Raw genomic sequence first — 17,691 nt, forward strand, 5'->3', positions numbered from 1 at the left:
TGAGGGTGCGGTTGGTGTTGTGGTGGAGCGGTTGGTGGGGGAGGGGCGTAAGGCGACGCGGTTGTCGGTGAGTCATGCGTTCCATTCACCATTGATGGACCCGATGCTGGACGACTTCCGTGCCGTGGTGGAGGGCCTGTCGTTCGCCGATCCGCTGATTCCGGTGGTGTCGAATCTGACCGGTGGTCTCGCCGATGCCGGGGAGTTGTGCTCGCCGGAGTACTGGGTGCGGCATGTCCGGGAGGCCGTGCGGTTCGCGGACGGTGTGCGGACGCTGGCTGAGCAGGGTGTGGGGACGTTCTTGGAGCTGGGTCCGGATGGTGTGCTGTCGGCGATGGCTCAGGAGTCGTTGCCGGAGACGGCCGTCACCGTGCCCGTCCTGCGCAAGAACCGACCCGAAGAGCCCTCGGCCGTTACGGCACTCGCGCAGCTGCATGTGCGCGGTGTCCCCGTCGACTGGTCCGGCTTCTTCGCCGAAACGGGCGCGCGGCGCGTGGCACTGCCGACGTACGCCTTCCAGCACCAGTGGTTCTGGCCGGCGGGCCCGCTCTCCGTCGCCGATGCCGCCGCCGTCGGGCTCACCACCGTCGAACACCCGCTGCTCAACGGTTCCGTCGAACTCGCCGGAACTGACGGGGTGTTGTTCACGGGGCGGTTGTCGGTGCAGTCGCATCCGTGGTTGGTGGATCATGCGGTGTTGGGGCGGGTGTTGTTGCCGGGGACGGCGTTTGTGGAGTTGGCGCTGCGGGCCGGTGACGAGGTCGGTTGTGACCGGGTGGAGGAGTTGACGCTGGCGGCGCCGTTGGTGTTGCCGGAGCGTGGTGCGGTGCAGGTTCAGGTGCGTGTGGGTGATGCGGATGATGCCAGCCGTCGTACGGTCGCGGTTCACTCCCGGCTCGCCGACGCCGATGAGCGGTCGTGGACCCAGCACGCTTCCGGTGTTCTGACCGTGGCCCCCGAGCAGGCGGCTGAGGTTGGTTTCGAGGCTGGGGTGTGGCCGCCGGCGGGTGCCGAAGCGGTGGACGTTGAGGGTTGCTACGAGCGGTTTGCGGAGCTGGGCTTCGGTTATGGGCCCGTGTTCCAAGGACTGCGGGCAGCGTGGCGCCGTGGTGATGAAGTGTTCGCGGAGGTGAGTCTGCCGGAGGGTGCGGAGGTGGCCGGGTTCGGGCTGCATCCGGCTTTGCTGGATTCTGCGTTGCATGCGGCGCTGCTTGTCGGTGACGGGGGTGGGTTGCCGTTCTCGTGGGAGGGCGTCCGGCTGCGTGCCACCGGCGCGACATCGCTGCGGGTGAGGCTGGCGCCGTCGGGTGAGGGGGCTGTGTCGGTCGCCGTGGCTGATGCGGCTGGTGAGCTGGTTGCCACGGTGGATTCGCTGGTGGCGCGTGAGGTCTCGGCGGAAAAGCTGAGCGGCGTGGATGCTGCCGATGGTGTGGTGCGAGATGCGCTGTTCGGCGTGGACTGGGCACCGGTGCCCGCCGCCGACGCGATGACGGATCCGGTAGCGGTACTGGGACCGGACGTGTTCGGCCTGATCGATGCCTTGCGGGGCGCGGGGGCCGAGGTCGTCACGGCGGCGGATGCGGCCTCGCTGGACGCTCCGGTGCCGGACACCGTTCTCGTATCCGTGCAGACCGCGCCGGGTGCGGAGGCCGTTGGCTCGGTGCACGAGCTTGTCTCGCAGGCGCTGGGCCGGGTGCAGGAGTGGCTGGTGGACGAGCGGTGCGCCGACTCCCGCCTGGTCTTCGTCACCCGTGGTGTTGCGGGTGGTGAGGATCTGGCGGCGGCGTCGGTGTGGGGCCTGGTGCGCTCCGCGCAGACCGAACACCCCGGCACCTTCGGCCTGCTGGACCTGGAGCCCTCCGCGCCGGGGGAGTCCGTCGAGTTGTCGGCCGCCACACTGCTACAGGCGTTGACGGCGGACGAGCCGCAGCTCGCCGTGCGGGACGGTGAGCTGCGGGCGCCGCGTCTGGTGCGTGCGGCTGCCGCCGAGCAGGCCGTAGCGCCCGTCTGGAATAACGGCGATGGTGCGGTGCTGATCACCGGCGGCACAGGCGGTCTGGGTGCGGTGATCGCCCGTCACTTGGTCACCGAGCATGGTGTGCGGCGTCTGCTGCTCGTCAGCCGACGGGGCGGTGAGAGTCCGGCTGCGGCCGGCCTGGTGGCGGAGCTGGTGGCATGTGGTGCCGAGGCTCAGGCGGTGGCCTGTGATGTCGCGGATCGCGATGCCGTGGACCTCTCCTCCTTCGTGGTGTTCTCGTCCGTGGCGGGGACGTTCGGCGGCGCCGGCCAGGCCAACTACGCGGCAGGTAACGCGTTCCTGGACGCTTTGGTCCAGCGGCGTCGTGCCGAGGGTCTGCCGGGTGTGTCGCTGGCGTGGGGCCCCTGGGCGCAGGACACCGGAATGACCAGCGGTCTCTCCGAGGCCGATCTCGCCCGGATGGCCAAGTCCGGTATGCCCGCTCTCTCCGTCGCCCAGGGCACACTCCTCTTCGACGCGGCGCTCGCCACCGCGGAACCGCTCGTACTGCCCGTACGGCTCGACCTCCCGGCCCTCCGCACGCAGGCGGGGACCGCGCTCCCCGCGTTGCTGCGTGGTCTGGTCCGGACCCGTGCGCGCCGGGCCGTGGCCACCGGATCGGCCGCGGCAGCCGGATTCGCGGAGCGGCTGGGCCGCATGGACCCGTCGGAACGGCGGACGACGCTGCTGGACCTGGTCCGCGGCCAGGTCGCGCAGGTGCTCGGGCACGACGGCGCCGACGGCGTCGACGTCCACCGGCAGTTCCAGGACCTGGGCTTCGACTCCCTCACCGCGGTCGAACTGCGGAACCGGCTGACGAAGACGACCGGTCTGCGGCTGTCCGCCACACTGGTCTTCGACTATCCGACCGTGACCGCGCTGGTGGCACACGTCGAGGAGGAACTCTTCGGCACCGAGCCCGAGGCCCGGACACCGGCACGGACGGTGCCGCCCCTGGCCGACGACCCCATCGTGATCGTGGGGATGAGTTGCCGGTACCCCGGCGGGGTCCGGACACCGGAAGACCTGTGGCGGCTGGTCACCGACGGTACGGACGCGATCTCCGAGTTCCCGGTCAACCGTGGCTGGGACGTGGACGCGCTCTTCGACCCCGACCCGGACCACTCGGGTACGTCCACCACACGGCGGGGCGGGTTCCTGCACGACGCGGGTGAGTTCGATCCGGGCTTCTTCGGGATGAGTCCGCGGGAGGCGCTGGCCACGGATGCGCAGCAGCGGTTGCTGCTGGAGACGTCGTGGGAGGCGATCGAGCGGGCCGGTATCGACCCGGTCTCGCTGCGCGGCAGCCGGACCGGTGTCTTCGCCGGCGTCATGTACAACGACTACGGCACGGCGCTGGCCCGCAAGGAGTTCGAGGGGCACCAGGGCCAGGGCAGCGCCGGGAGTGTGGCCTCCGGCCGGGTGTCCTACACCTTCGGCTTGGAAGGCCCGGCCGTCACGGTCGACACGGCCTGCTCGTCGTCCCTCGTCTCGCTGCACCTCGCCGCTCAGGCGCTGCGCGCGGGCGAGTGCTCGCTGGCCCTCGCCGGTGGTGTGACGGTCATGTCCACCCCGACCGCGTTCGTGGAGTTCTCCCGGCAGCGCGGCCTGTCCCCGGACGGTCGGTGCAAGGCGTTCTCCGACGCGGCCGACGGTGTCGGCTGGGCCGAGGGCGTCGGCATCCTAGTCCTGGAACGGCTCTCCGACGCCCGGCGCAACGGTCACCGGGTGCTGGCGGTCGTGCGCGGCAGCGCGGTGAACCAGGATGGTGCGTCGAACGGTCTGACGGCGCCGAACGGCCCGTCCCAGCAGCGGGTGATCCGTCAGGCTCTCGACAGCGCCGGTCTCTCCCCGGAGGACGTGGACGCGGTCGAGGCGCACGGTACGGGAACCACCCTCGGCGATCCGATCGAGGCCCAGGCGCTGCTGGCGACGTACGGACGTGACCGGGACGCGGACCGGCCGCTGCTGCTGGGTTCGGTGAAGTCCAACATCGGCCACACCCAGGCCGCCGCCGGCGTCGCCGGGATCATCAAGATGGTGCTGGCCATGGAGCGGGGCACGCTGCCGCGCACCCTGCACGCGCAGGTGCCCTCGTCCCACGTGGACTGGGCGGCGGGCGCGGTGGAACTGCTGGCGGCGAACACCCCGTGGCCGGAAGCCGGGCATCCGCGACGGGCCGGTGTGTCGTCCTTCGGGATCAGCGGGACGAACGCGCACGTGGTATTGGAGCAGGCCCCGCCTGCCGAGAAGCCGGCCGAAACGCCTGCCGCGACGGGGTCCGGGACACCTGCCGGGCGGCCGCACGCCGTACCGGACGTCGTGCCGTGGGTGGTGTCGGCGAAGACCGACGCCGCGCTCGCCGCGCAGACGGACCGGCTGGTCTCCTTCGCGGCGGACCACCCCGAGGCGGCACCCGCCGACCTCGGATTCTCCCTGGCGGCCGGCCGGTCGGTGTTTCCGCACCGCGCCGTCCTGCTGCCGTCGGAGCGGGGCGTCTCCGAACTGGCCCGTGGGATGGCGGCGGACGCCGGTCCGCTGGCGGTGCTCTTCTCGGGTCAGGGATCGCAACGGCTCGGCATGGGACGGGAGTTGTACGGGCGCTTCCCGGTCTTCGCGGACGCCCTGGACGCCGTACTGGCAGAGCTCACCGCGGAGCCGGACGGCCGCCCGCTGCGCGAGGTGATGTGGGGCGACGACGCGGAACTGCTCAACCGCACGGGCTTCGCGCAGCCCGCGCTGTTCGCGGTGGAGGTCGCCCTGTACCGGCTGGTCGAGTCCCTCGGCGTCCGGCCGGAGTTCGTGGGCGGCCATTCCATCGGCGAGGTGGCCGCCGCACATGTGGCGGGGGTGTTCTCCCTGGCGGACGCCTGCCGGCTCGTGACGGCGCGCGCCCACCTGATGCAGGCGCTGCCGCCGGGCGGGGCGATGGTGGCCGTGCAGGCCGCCGAGTCGGCCGTCCTGCCGCTGCTCACCGGCCCCCTCGTCTCGGTGGCCGCGGTCAACGGTCCCGCCGCCGTGGTGATCTCCGGAGCGGAGACCGCCGTGTCGGAGGCCGCCGCGCGGCTCGCGGCGGACGGCCGGAAGACGACCCGGCTGCGGGTCTCGCACGCCTTCCACTCGCCGCTGATGGACCCGATGCTGGACGACTTCCGCACCGTCGTCGAAGGGCTCACCTTCCATGAGCCGGTCATCGCGGTCGTCTCCCATCTCACCGGCGGTCTGGCCGCGGCGGACGAACTCCGCTCGCCCGACTACTGGGTGCGGCACGTACGGGAGGCCGTCCGGTTCGCCGACGGGGTGCGGACCCTCGCCGAGCAGGGCGTCGGCGCGTTCCTGGAACTGGGCCCGGACGGTGTGCTCGCCGCCATGGCACGCGAATCGCTGCCGGACGAGGCCGTCGTCGTACCCGCCCTCCGCAAGGACCGGCCCGAGGAACTGGCGGCCGTCGGCGCGCTCGCGCAACTCCATGTGAACGGCGCGGCCACGGTCGACTGGGCCGGTCTCTTCGCCGGTACGGGAGCCTCCCGGGTGGATGTGCCGACCTACGCGTTCCAACGCCAGTGGTTCTGGCCGGCCGGACCCCTCGGCGGCACCGGTGACGTCCGCGCGGCGGGGCTGGGCGCGGCCGGGCACCCGCTGCTGGGCGCGGCGGTTCCGCTGGCCGGGGGCGAGGGCGTGGTGTTCACCGGACGGCTGTCGGTGCCGTCGCATCCGTGGCTGGCCGACCACGCGGTACTGGGCCACGTCCTGCTGCCGGGCACGGCCTTCGTGGAACTGGCGCTGCGGGCCGGCGACGAGGTCGGCTGCGACCGGATCGAGGACCTGACCCTGGCCGCCCCGCTGGTGCTGCCGGAACACGGCGCCGTACAGCTGCAGATCTCGGTGGACGGCCCCGATGACGCGGGTCGCCGCGCGGTCGGCGTCCACTCGCGGCCGGCGGACGCCGGGAACGCGGACACGCCCTGGACCCAGCACGCCCTGGGCACGCTCACCACCGGCACCCCGACGCCCGGAACCGCGTTCGACGCGACCGCCTGGCCCCCGGCCGGCGCCGAACCGCTGGACCTGGACGGCTGCTACGAGCGGTTCGCCGGGCTCGGCTTCGCGTACGGCCCGGTGTTCCGCGGACTGCGGACGGCCTGGGTGCGCGACGGCGAGATCTTCGCGGAGGTGAGTCTGCCGGAGGAGGCACGGGCCGCCGCGGGCGAGTTCGGACTGCACCCCGCGCTGCTCGACGCCGCGCTGCACGCCTCGCTGGTCACCGGCGCGGACCACGGCGGCGGACTGCCGTTCTCCTGGGAGGGCGTGTCGCTGCACGCGACCGGTGCCGCGGCGCTGCGGGTGCGCCTGGCCCCGGCGGGCCCGGACGCCCTGTCGATCGCCGTCGCCGACGCGGCCGGCCGGCCGGTGGCCTCGGTGGACTCGCTGGTCGTACGGGCCGTGTCGCGGGAGCAGCTGAGCGACCCGGCGCAGGCCGGCCGGGACGCGCTGTTCGGTGTGGAGTGGGTGCCGGCCGGGCCCGGGGGCACGGTCGCCGAACCGCCGGCGCTGGTGGGCCCCGACACCCTGGGGCTCGCCGAGGCACTGGGGGTGCCCGTCGGCGTACACGCCGATCTGCCGTCGCTGGCGGCGGCCGATGGCGCGGTGCCCGCAACGGTGCTGGTGGGCGTGACGGGTGAGCCCGGCGCCGGAGCGCCCGAAGCGGCGCACGCCACGACCGCCGAGGTGCTGTCGCTGGTGCAGCAGTGGCTGGCGGAGGAGCGGTTCGCGGCGTCGCGGCTGGTGTTCGTGACACGGGGTGCGGTGGCGGGCGAGGATCTGGCGGCGGCGTCGGTGTGGGGCCTGGTGCGGTCCGCGCAGACGGAGAATCCGGGCTCGTTCGGTCTGGTCGATCTGGACGGGAACGCCTCGTCGGCGGCCGCCCTGGTCCGGGCGCTGGGGTCGGACGAGCCGCAGGTCGCGGTGCGGGGTGGTGTGGTGCTCGCAGCGCGGCTGGGCCGGGTCGCGGAAGCGGATACCGCGGTGGCGTGGGATCCGGCGGGCACCGTCGTGGTCACGGGTGGTACGGGTGGTCTGGGTGCGGTGGTGGCCCGGCATCTGGTGGTGGGACACGGGGTGCGTCATCTGTTGTTGCTGAGCCGCCGTGGTGCGGATGCGGAGGGCGCCGCGGAGCTCGTGACGGAGCTGGACGGTCTCGGCGCGCGGGTGTCGGTGGCGGCGTGTGACGTGGCGGACCGGGGCGCGCTGGCCGGGGTGTTGGCGTCGGTGCCGGATGGACATCCGGTGCGGGCGGTGGTGCATACGGCGGGGGTGCTGGACGACGGTGTGGTGGGTTCGCTGACGCCGGAGCGGCTGGCCAGGGTGTTGCGGCCGAAGGTGGACGCGGCCTGGCATCTGCACGATCTGACGCGTGATCTGGATCTGTCCGCTTTCGTGGTGTTCTCGTCGGTGGCGGGGACGTTCGGCGGTGCGGGTCAGGCGAACTACGCGGCGGGTAATGCCTTCCTCGACGCCTTGGTCCAGCGGCGCCGTACCGAGGGCCTGCCGGGTGTGTCGCTGGCGTGGGGGCCGTGGGCGCGGGGTGTGGGGATGACCGGTGGGCTGAGTGAGGGGGATCTGCGCCGGCTGGCGGAGTCCGGTATGCCGGCGCTCTCGGTCGCGCAGGGGGTGGCGCTCTTCGATACGGCGCTCGCCACCGCCGAACCGGTGCTGCTGCCGGTCCGGCTGGACCTCCCGGCCCTCCGCGCCCAGGGTGAACCGCCCGCCCTGCTCCGCGGGTTGGTCCGTACGGCCCCGCGCCGCGCCACCGCGTCCGGTCCGGAGCCGGCCGACGCGTTCACCCGGCGCCTGGCCGCGCTGGGCGACGACGAACGCCGCGACGTCCTCCTGGAGCTGGTCCGCGACCAGGCATCCGCCGTCCTGGGGCACACCGACGGGACGGCGATCGGCCGGACCAGCCAGTTCCAGGAGCTGGGCTTCGACTCCCTGACATCGGTGGAATTCCGCAACCGCCTCAACACGGCCACCGGCCTGCGCCTGCCGGCCACCCTGCTCTTCGACTACCCGACCCCCGCCGAACTCGTGGACCACCTCCTCGCCCGGCTCGCGACGGAGGAGTCGGGCACGGGAGCGGACTCGGTCCTCGGCGTCCTCGACCGGCTGGAGAAGGCGATGGCCGAAAGCGCCCTCGACGCACCGGCACACCAGCAGGTGGCCGGGCGGCTGGAGGTGCTCAGGAGCAAGTGGGCCGCCCTGCGGGACGGGGGCGAGACCGCCGACGGAAACCGCGATTTCGACTTCGCGTCCGCTTCCGACAGCGACATGTTCGCGCTGCTGGACGATGAACTCGGCCTCAACTGAGGGGGTTTGGGGTAGGAGGTCGTACTCGAACGAAAGTCGCAGACGGACTCGGGAGGCGGCCGCAGACGACCCGAAAGGGTGAGTGCGGGGACGCCTCCCGGGGCGGTCGGGACCGTCCGGAAGATACAACGGAAAACCGTTAACCAGGCGTTAACCAGGCGTCATTAGGCTGACGGTCAACGGATCAGCACATCATAAGGGCGTGGCATGCGCCACCGGATTGAACGGGAGCCGAGGGGGCGACACGATTCCTGACCAGGTAGCCTGACGTGCATTGATCATCATAATCTTGAGTGATTTTTCGCAAGATATGGGGACTGGGTGCCGTCGGTGAGAGGCGGCGTCCGCGGAGAGTGAGGGCCTATGGTGCTGGACCGGACGGACGCCTCCGGATTATCCAGCGCCGTGGTCGGCCGTGCCGACGAGCTGATGACGCTGAACGCCTACGCGGAGGCCGCCTGCGCCGGACGCTCCGGCCTGGTGATCCTGTCCGGCCCCGCGGGTATCGGCAAGACCAGCCTGCTGCGCGCCTTCCTCGACGGCGGCCCCGGCCGGAGCATGACCGTCCTGCACGGGACCTGCGCCGAGACCGCGACCGGTGCGGGCTACGGCGGCGTACGGGCCCTGTTCGGACCGCTGGGCCTGTGCGCCGAGGACGCCCGGGACTCCCCGCTGCTGCGGGGCACCGCGCGCCGGGCGCTCCCGGCGCTCACCGCCGGCCCAGCCGCCGCGCACCCGTCCGACGCCGCGGCCGTCTACGCGGTCCTGCACGGGCTGTACTGGCTCGCGGCGAACCTCATGACGGACGGCCCCCTCGCCCTCGTCCTGGACGACGCCCACTGGTGCGACGAACGCTCCCTGCGCTGGCTCGACTTCCTGCTGCGACGGGCCGACGACCTGCCGCTGCTCGTCGTGCTCGCGCACCGCACCGAGACCCGGCCGGTGGCGCTCGCCGCGCTGGAGGACATCACCGCACAGTGCCGCCCGGCCCTCCTCCACCTGACACCGCTGACCCCGACGGACGTCGGACAGATCGTGCGGGAGGTCTTCCCCGCGCCCGCCCACGCCTCCTTCACCGCCCGCGCCACGGCGGTGACCGGCGGCAACCCGCGCCTCCTCGCCCGGCTGCTGCACGCACTGCGGGCCGAGGGCGTGCCACCGGACGAGCGCGGCGCGAGCCGAGTCGCCGACGTCGGCGGACAGGTGATCGCCGGGTCGCTGCGCGGTCTGCTGGCCCGCCAGCCCGGCTGGGTCGGCGACGTGGCGGGCGCGATCGCCGTACTCGGCGAGACGTCCCCGGACCGCATCGCGGCGCTCACCGCGGTACCCGCCCAGCGCGTGGCCGAGGCCGTCACCGTCCTGCGGCGCGCCGACGTCGTGGCCCCCGACCGGCTGGACCTCGCGCACGACGCCGTGCGCACGGCGGTACTCGGCTCGCTCGGCGACCGGGCGGGCGCCGACCTGCGGGTACGGGCCGCCCTGCTCCTCAGCGACCTCGGCCGGCCCGCCGAAGAGGTCGCCGACCAGCTGCTGCTCGTCCCCGACCTCGGCCAGCCCTGGATGACCGCGGTGCTCCGCGACGCGGCGGCGCGCGCCCAGGCCCGGGGCGCGCCCGACGCGGCCGTCCGCTATCTGCGCCGGCTGCTCCGGAGCGAGCCGGACAGCCTTCCGGTGCGCATCCAACTGGCCCGGTCGCTGGCGGAGACCGACCCCGTGGAAACCCTCGCGCTGCTGCGGCAGGCACTGGTGCCGTCTGCCGGTCTGCGCACCCGGGCGGTGGTCGCCGTGCAGTACGCGATGGTCTGCCTCACCGGGCCGGAAGCACCCTCCGCCGTACGGATCCTCACCGCCATCGTGGACGAGCTGGCGGCGAAGGAGGAGCCCGGCACCGGCGACCGCGAACTGCGCACGCTCGTCGAGTCCGCGCTGCTGATCGCCGGATCCGCGCGGAAGGAGACGATCGCCGCCGCCCGCGACCGCGCGGCTCAACTGCCCGTACCGCCCGGCGACACCCCCGCACAGTGCCAGCTGCTCGCCATGATGACCGTGCTGACCGCGATCGAGGGCCACTCGGTGCAGCGCACCGTCGACCTGGCCCGGCGCGCCCTGCGCTTCCCGGGCGTCGCGCCGGGCGGCTGGTCGCAGCTGGGCTCGGCCTTCGCCCTCAACCTGGCCGACGAACCCGAGGAGGCCCTGGCCGCGCTCGACCGCCTGCTCCGGTACGGCCGGGAGAACGCCGCGGACCGGACGCATGTGCTCGCCCTGTCCCACCGCGCCCTGGTGCTGCACGGCCTCGGCGCGCTCCCCGACGCGCTGTCCGCCGCCCGGAGCGCGGTCGACGCCATCGACCAGGGGAAATGGCGCGGGTACCAAGTGGTCCCGCAGATCGCCCTGGCCACCGTGCTGACCGACCGCGGTGAACCGGAGCGGGCCGAACGGCTGCTCGGCGACCTGGAAGGGCGCAACCTGGACGGCTTCGCCATCGACTATCCCTGGTACCTGATGGCCCGCGCCCGCGCCCGGCGGGCGCTCGGCGACAGCGCGGCGGCGCTCGGCCTGCTGCGCGACTGCGGCCGGTCACTCGACGACGCGGGCATCACCAACGCCGCTTTCGTCCCCTGGTGGGCGGAGGCGGCCTGCCTGCTGGCCGAGCTGAACCGCCACGACGAGGCCCGGGAGTGCGCCGCGCACGGCACCGCCCTCGCCCGGCGCTGGGGGACCCCGCGCGCCCTGGGGCTGGCAGCCGTGGCCCGAGGTGTGAGCACCATCGGCCGGGCCGGTCTCGGCCCGCTGACCGAGGCGGCCGAGACGCTGGCCGACTCGCCCGCCCGCGGCGAACAGGCGCGGGCCGAGTATCTGCTGGGCCGGGCGCTGCTGGCGGCCGGCGAGCAGCTCGGCGCCCGGGTACGCCTGCGCACCGCCGCCGGCCTCGCCCAGCGCTGCGGCGCCCTCCCGCTGGGCAGAGCCGCCCGCCGGGCGCTGCTGACCGCCGGTGGCCGCATGCGGGAGATCACCGGCTCGCCCGTCGACCTGCTCACCGGCCGGGAACGCAAGATCGCCGCCCTCGCCGCGGCGGGGGTGAGCAACCGGACGATCGCGGAGTCGCTGTTCATCACCGTGCGCACCGTCGAGATGCACCTGACCGGCGTCTACCGGAAACTGGGCGTCAGCCAGCGCACCGACCTCGCCGCGATCCTGCACGCCGCCGGAATCCGCACCGAGCACCCCGCCGAGGCGGCCGAACCACGGGTCGCACGCGCGACACCGGGACGAACGGAGCAGGACGGTGTCCATGGCGAACGAGCCCGCTGAGCGCGCCGCCACCGAACTGCTCCTGATCGAGCGCGAGCGCGAGCGCGCGGTTCTGGACTCGGTGATCACCGAACTGGGCACGGGCCGCCCGGCCGTCGTCGCCGTCACCGGACGGCCGGGCCTCGGCCAGCACGCCCTGCTGCGGTGGGCGGCCCGGCTCGCCGAGGACCGCGGACTGCGCGTACGGCACGCCAGGGCCACGGGAGCCGAACGCGAACTGCGCCACGGCGCCGTCGTCCAGCTCACCGGACCGCCGCAGGGGCCGCCCCACGAACTCCCGTGCCGGCCCGACCGGTTGGCCGGCATGACCGAGCTGCTGTGCGCCGCCCGGAGCCGCCCCACCCTGCTGGTCGTCGAGGACACCCAGTGGCTCGATCCCGCCTCGCTCCAGTGGTTCCAGGCCCTGGTGCGCCGGCTGCCCGGCACCCCCGTCGCACTCCTCGCCGGCAGCAGCGGCATCCCGGTCCACGACACCCCCCTGCCGTGCGTCGCCGACTGGCCGACGGCGCCGGCCGTGCGGACGGCCGAGCTCGTCCTGTCCCCGCTGAGCGCGCACGGCGTCGCCACCGCCGTGGAACTGATCTGCGGCATCGCCGGCGACCAGCGGTTCACCGAGGCCGCCGCCCACCTCACCGCCGGCCACCCCGCCGTCCTGCACACCGCGCTGCGCCGCTTCACCGGGTACGGATACGCACCCGTCGCCGGATACCTGCCGGAGCTGCGCGACCTCGTCACGGCCGCCGCCGGTGACCACACGACACGGGTGCTGCACGGACTGCCCGACGCGGCCGTCGCCGTCCTGCGTGCCCTCGCCGTCTGCGGCGGCCTCCTGGACCTGCCCCTCGTCTGCCTGCTCGCCGGACAGCGGCACCTCTCCGAAACGAAGCTGCGGGCGGTCCTGGAGGCGAGCGGGTTCACCACGGCCGGTCACGCGGCGCCGCGCGTGCACGACCCGCTCGTACGCGCCCGCATCCTGGAGGAGATGCCCGCCGACGAACGCGCCGACCTGCACGCCCGCGTCGCGGAATGCGCCCACCGGGCGGCCGCCGCCGACGAGGACATCGCGGAACTCCTGCTCCACGCCCGCCCCCTCGGCACGCCCTGGGCCGTCCCCACCCTGCGCCGCGGCTCCGCCGCCGCACAGCACCGCGGAGAGCACGCCGTGGCCGTCGCCCGCCTCTCCCGCGCCCTCGACGAACCCCTGGAACCCGAAGAACGCGCCCGGCTGCAATTCGATCTGGCCGCCGCCGAGGCGATGACCGCGCCCGAGGCCGGTGACCGCAGGCTCGCCGGGATCACCCGCGCCGAGCACGGCGCCGGCCGGCTGCGCGCCCGCGCCACCGACCTCGGACTCGCCCGCGGCAACTCCGACTGGGGACGCCGAACGGCGGCCGAAGCGATCCCGGCCGCGCACGGCGCCGAACGGGACGGCCTCATCGCCCTGTACTGGATCGCCGAACAGACCCGGCAGGACGACACCGAGCTGGTCATGCCCGAGGTCCCCGCACTGCCCGACCGGCCCGCGGACGCCCCCCGGGCCGGCGTCCGCGCCTGGCAGCTGGCCCTGCGCGGCGACGACCCCGACGCGACCAGGGCCCTGGCCCGCAGCGCCCTCGCCGGCCCGGCGGACGCCGACTCCCTCTTCCTGCCCCGCCTGGTGGCCTGCCGCGCCCTGTTTCTGACCGATGACACCGAAGAGGCCGAACGCCATCTGGACGCCCTCCTCGACGGGGCCCGCCGCCACCGCACCCCCACGGTCGTCGGCCGCGTCCTGGGCATCCGCGCCGAACTGCATCTGCGCTGCGGCCGTATCGGCGCCGCCGAACGCGACATCACCGCCGCCGAACGCGCCCTGCCCTTCACCAGCTGGCACCCGTACGCCGTGCCCCAGCTGCTGGGCCTGCGCCTCACCATCGACCTGGAGAACGGCCGCCGCGACCAGGCTCGCGCCCTCGCCTGCGCACCGACCCCGGCCGGGGCGGAGGACAGCGTCCTGTGGTCGTTCCTCCTCTTCGGCCGGGCCCTGGTCGCCTGGGCCGACGGTGAACCGGCCGTGGCCCTGGAGCTGTTACGTGAATGCGGACGGCGACTGCTGCGCCGGCAGTGGATCAACCCGGCCCTGCTGCCCTGGCGTTCCACGGCCGCCCGGCTCGCCCACACGCTCGGCCACCGCGACGAGGCCCTGCGGCTGAGCCGCGAAGAGCTGCGGCTGGCCCGCCGCTGGGGAACCGCGAGCGCCCTCGGCCGCGCCGAACTCGGCGCCGCACCGGCCGCCGGCCCGGCCCGCACCGACCGGCTGCGCACGGCGGTCGCGGTGCTCCGCGACTCACCCGCCCGCGTCGCCTACGCGGGGGCACTGGCCGAACTCGCCACCGCGGAAAGAGAGGGCGGCGACCGGGAGAGGGCCGCGGAGCTGGCGGCCGAGGCGGCACTGCTCACCGCGGCATGCCCGGTGCCCCGGCTCGCCGGGCGCGTGCGCCTGCTCGCCACCGACCTCCGCAGCCCCGCCGCACCCGCCGTGCCCGAGGCCCCCGAACACCACGGCTGGGACACGCTCACCGAGGCCGAACGGCGCACCGCGCTCCTCGCGGGCTGCGGGCACGGCAACCGGGACATCGCGGACCTGCTGTCGGTGTCCCGGCGCACCGTCGAACTGCGGCTGAGCGGTGCCTACAAGAAACTGCGCATCAGTGGCCGCGGGGAACTGAGCGCGCTCGTGCGAGCCATGGATGGGTGCTGACGCGATGCTGTGGGAGCGGGAGACCGAGGTGGCGCTGGTACGCACCGCGCTGCGGGGTGCCGACGAGGGCAGACCGGCGCTGCTGCTGCTGACCGGCCCGCTGGGCATCGGCCGCACCGCTCTGCTCCAGCACCTGCCCGAGCTGGTCGCCGGCGAGGACGTCCGCGTGCTGCGCGCGAACGCGGCGCCCATGGAGGCGGACTTCGCGTTCGGCGTGGTGCGTCAGCTCTTCGACAGCCTGCTCGCCGGCGCCCCGGAAGCGGCCCGTGAACGCTGGCTGCGGGACCGGTCCTGCTTCGCCCGCCTGGTGTTCGCCGACGAGACCGCGCCCGCCGCCGACGGCCGGCTCGCCGACCCCTCGGAAGCGGTCCTGCACGGACTGCGCACACTGCTGGCCAATGTCAGCGCGGACAGCCGGCTGCTCGTCCTCGTCGACGACCTGCAATGGGCCGACACCCCCTCGCTGCGCTGGCTCGGCTACCTCGCCAAGCGCCTCCACGGCCTGCGCGCGGTCGTGGTCTGCACCGTGCGCGACGGCGACGCACGCGCCGAGCACCCCCTCGTACGCGAGATCGCCGAGGCGGCCGGGCAGGTGCTGCGCCCCGGTCCGCTCTCCCTCGACGCCGTCGGAGAAGTGGTCTGCGACCAGTTCGGCGAGCCGGGCGACGGGGAGTTCGTCCGCGCCTGCCACGAGATCTCCGCCGGCAACCCCGTCCTCCTCGGATCCGTACTGCCGGCCATGGCCGTCACCGGCAGCCGGCCGACCGCCGACCAGGCCGGTGCGGTGCGTGCCCTGCGGCCCGCCAAACTCCGCGACCGGCTGGCCAGTTGCCTGCGCACCCAGCCGCTGCCGGTACGGAACCTGGCCGCCGCGATCGCCGTCTTCGAGGAGCAGGACGACCCCGAACTCATCGCCCGGCTTGCCGGGCTGGACAGCATCGGCTATGCGGCCGCCCTGCGTTCCCTGCGCGCACTGGGGCTCCTTGCCGCCCGGCGGGAACCGCGTTTCGTCCACCGCGTCGTATGCGATGCCGTCGAATCGTTCCTGACGATGGCCGAGCGCGAGACCCTGCACGACACGGCGGCCGCCCTGCTCTACGGGCGCGGCCGCCCGGCCGAAGAGGTCGCCGCCCAGCTGATGTCTCTCACCGTCTCCCGCCACCCCTGGTCGATGGCCGTGCTGCGGACCGCCGCCGACACCGCCCTGCGCCGCGGCGCACCCGACAGCGCCGCCCGCTATCTGCGGCGCGCCCTCCTCGACAGTGCCGCCCAGAGCGAGGAGCGGGCCCGGCTGCTCATCGATCTCGCTACCGCGGAGCGCGCCTTCGACCGCGCGGCCTGCGAACGGCACATCTCCCAGGCGGTCCCGCTGCTGACCACCGCCTGGGAGAAGGCCGCGGCGGTGCTGCGCATCTCACCCACCCTCCTGGGCCTCGCGCCGTCGCCGGTCGTCGAGTTGCTGCGGCAGGTCGCCGATGACCTCGGCGCACCGGACGCCCTCGGCGGTACGGCCCGTGAGATGGCCCTGCGGCTGGAGGCCCGGCTGCGGCACTGCGGCCACGAGGACCCGGCCGAACTGAACGCGGCGGTCGGGCGGCTGCGGGCCATGGGGGACGAGCCGCCGCTGGACTCGGGCGCCGAGCGCGAGCTGGCGGCCGTCCTGCTCAACGCGGCGATTCTCACCAACCGGCTCTCCGCGGCCTCGGCCGCCCGCCTCGCCAACCGCATCCTCGAACGCGAACCCGCCACCTCGGCGCGGGTGCACTCCGTACTGCCGCTGGTCGTCCTCGCCCTGTCCGCCGCGGATTCCGTCCAGGGCATCGACTCCTGGCTCTGCCTGGAACAGCGGACTCGTCGGCAGAGCGTCACCGTCGCCGACGCGCTCATCCACGTCGAGCAGGCCATGGTGCTCCTCGCGCGCGGGCGGCCCGCCGAGGCCCGCGAGCGCGCCGAGCGCGCGGCGCAACTGGCCGCCGCCGACTGGCACGAGATAGGCACCATCGCCACCGTCGTCCGCGTCGCCGTCGCACTGGAGCTCCGCGATCCGGCGCTCAGCGAACAGATCCTGCTCGACATCCGCGGACACCGCCGGGAAAGCCTGGCCGTGGCCGCGATGATGCAGACCCTCACCGCAGCAGTGGACGCCCAGAGCGGCCGGCTGGCCGGTGCGTTGGAAGGTTTCCTCGCCTCCGGGCGGCGGCTGGAGGCGGTCGGCTGGCGCAACCCCGCGCTCTTCGCCTGGCGGCCCTGGGCGATCAGCCTCCACCACCGGCTCGGTGACGCCCGCGCGGCCCTCGCGCTGGCGGAGGAGGAGCACGCCCGTGCCGAGGAATGGGGAGCACCCGCGACCCTGGGCCGGGCACTGCGTCTCAAGGCCGCACTGCACAGCGGCAGCGAGGGCGTCATCCTGCTGCGCCAGGCGGTCGGCGTGCTGCGCGGCTCGGCCGACGAACTCGAACTCGCCCGTGCGCTTACGCAGTTGGGGAACCGCCTGGGCGGCGTTCCGGAGGCCGGGGAGCTGCTGCGCGAGGCCGATGCGCTCGCCCTGGGCTGCGGAGCGCCGTGGCTCTCCGAGAAATCCCGGGACGGCCGGAGTACGGCTCCCGCGCAGCAGGCGGCCAAGCTGACGCGCAGCGAACTCCGGGTAACGGCATTTGTCAGCCGCGGCCTCACCAACCAGGAGATAGCCGATGAACTCGGAGTGAGCTCCCGTGCGGTTGAGAAGCATCTGACGAATTCTTATCGAAAACTTGGTGTCTCGGGACGACGGGAGCTCGTGGAAGCGCTGGCCGACCAGGGATCGGCCGAAATGCGCTAGCGGTTTCCGAAATCCGACGCCCGCAGTCCGCGGCCGTCGCCGAGGTACGGTGACGATCGCGTCAACCCGTATGACAGGCCGGTTAAACATGCTGTTGAGGGCGCGTGCGCGTACAGCCGGGCGCCAGTCCGTACCACGACCACCGAAGGTGTGCGCGCAGACCGAACCATCCGAAAAGGCAACCGCAGGTTTGGCAGTGCGGCCACAGGGCGGCGTTGACGTCCGTACTCGGACTATCTAATGTTCTTTCCGGTATCAGCGAATGATCAGCTGGCCAGGGCATTCCGGGACGGAGCCCAAATGAATTCTTTTCCTTGAATTTTGACGCAATTCTAGCGTGTGATTCCGAATGAACTTCCGGAATCCGAAGGGATGGCAGTCTCGTGGCGACGACCACACTCGCCGATTCGACACAGGCCCCGTCGCAAGGGCTCCTGGGTG

4 protein-coding genes are annotated in these 17,691 nt (G+C 73.6%); all 4 read left to right on the forward strand.

Features of this window, described 5'->3' with window-relative positions; genetic code table 11:
* On the forward strand, positions 1-8,380 hold an 8,380-nt coding region (locus IH09_RS20915; protein ID WP_190233356.1), incomplete at its 5' end, for a type I polyketide synthase.
* Positions 8,381-8,743: 363 nt separating this feature from the next.
* Positions 8,744-11,692 (forward strand): helix-turn-helix transcriptional regulator, encoded by a 2,949-nt coding sequence (locus IH09_RS20920; RefSeq protein ID WP_110952463.1) that lies wholly within the window; start codon positions 8,744-8,746, stop codon positions 11,690-11,692.
* Positions 11,673-14,432: a helix-turn-helix domain-containing protein gene (locus IH09_RS20925; RefSeq protein ID WP_052858604.1), complete on the forward strand. Its 2,760-nt coding sequence runs from the start codon at positions 11,673-11,675 to the stop codon at positions 14,430-14,432. Before IH09_RS20920 ends, IH09_RS20925 begins: the two co-directional genes overlap by 20 nt.
* A complete protein-coding gene (locus tag IH09_RS20930; protein WP_318279507.1) occupies positions 14,422-17,250 on the forward strand; it encodes an ATP-binding protein in 2,829 nt (942 codons plus the stop codon). Before IH09_RS20925 ends, IH09_RS20930 begins: the two co-directional genes overlap by 11 nt.
* Positions 17,251-17,691 lie beyond the last annotated feature (441 nt).

It is taken from the genome of Streptomyces celluloflavus (assembly GCA_000720995.1).
In the GTDB taxonomy this organism is placed as follows: Bacteria; Actinomycetota; Actinomycetes; order Streptomycetales; family Streptomycetaceae; genus Streptomyces; species Streptomyces celluloflavus.